Raw genomic sequence first — 420 nt, forward strand, 5'->3', positions numbered from 1 at the left:
AAAATGAAGAACGACACAAGTTTATGGGGCTATAGCTCAGCTGGGAGAGCGCCTGATTTGCATTCAGGAGGTCAGCAGTTCGATCCTGCTTAGCTCCACCATCTACTTGAAACTGGGTTTGTTGCTAACAAACTTAGAAACTGAAGGCTTGTAGCTCAGCTGGTTAGAGCGCACCCCTGATAAGGGTGAGGTCGGCAGTTCAAGTCTGCCCAAGCCTACCATTTCCTTGCTTTGTGAAAGGAAGGTAACACAGGTAGAAACGTGTCACGTTGGACCCGAAATCCTAATGAATATTTACTGTTTCAGTAAGCATTGATTAGGGTTTTTTACCCTGAGGGAGCATTTACGATACTTGAAAGAGTAATGTAGGTCCTCCTTGCGCAAAAGTCATGACAAAAAACGTCATGATTTTGCACGATA

2 tRNA genes are annotated in these 420 nt (G+C 44.5%); both read left to right on the top strand.

Annotation, left to right across the window (positions count from 1 at the left end):
• The first annotated feature begins 25 nt into the window (after positions 1-25).
• Positions 26-101, top strand: a tRNA-Ala gene (locus tag AC27KT_RS19785).
• 43 nt (positions 102-144) lie between these two features.
• Positions 145-221: transfer RNA gene (locus AC27KT_RS19790), tRNA-Ile, on the top strand.
• The last annotated feature ends 199 nt before the right edge of the window (positions 222-420 follow it).

This window comes from Alteromonas sp. 5NW40-0090 (assembly GCF_057552975.1).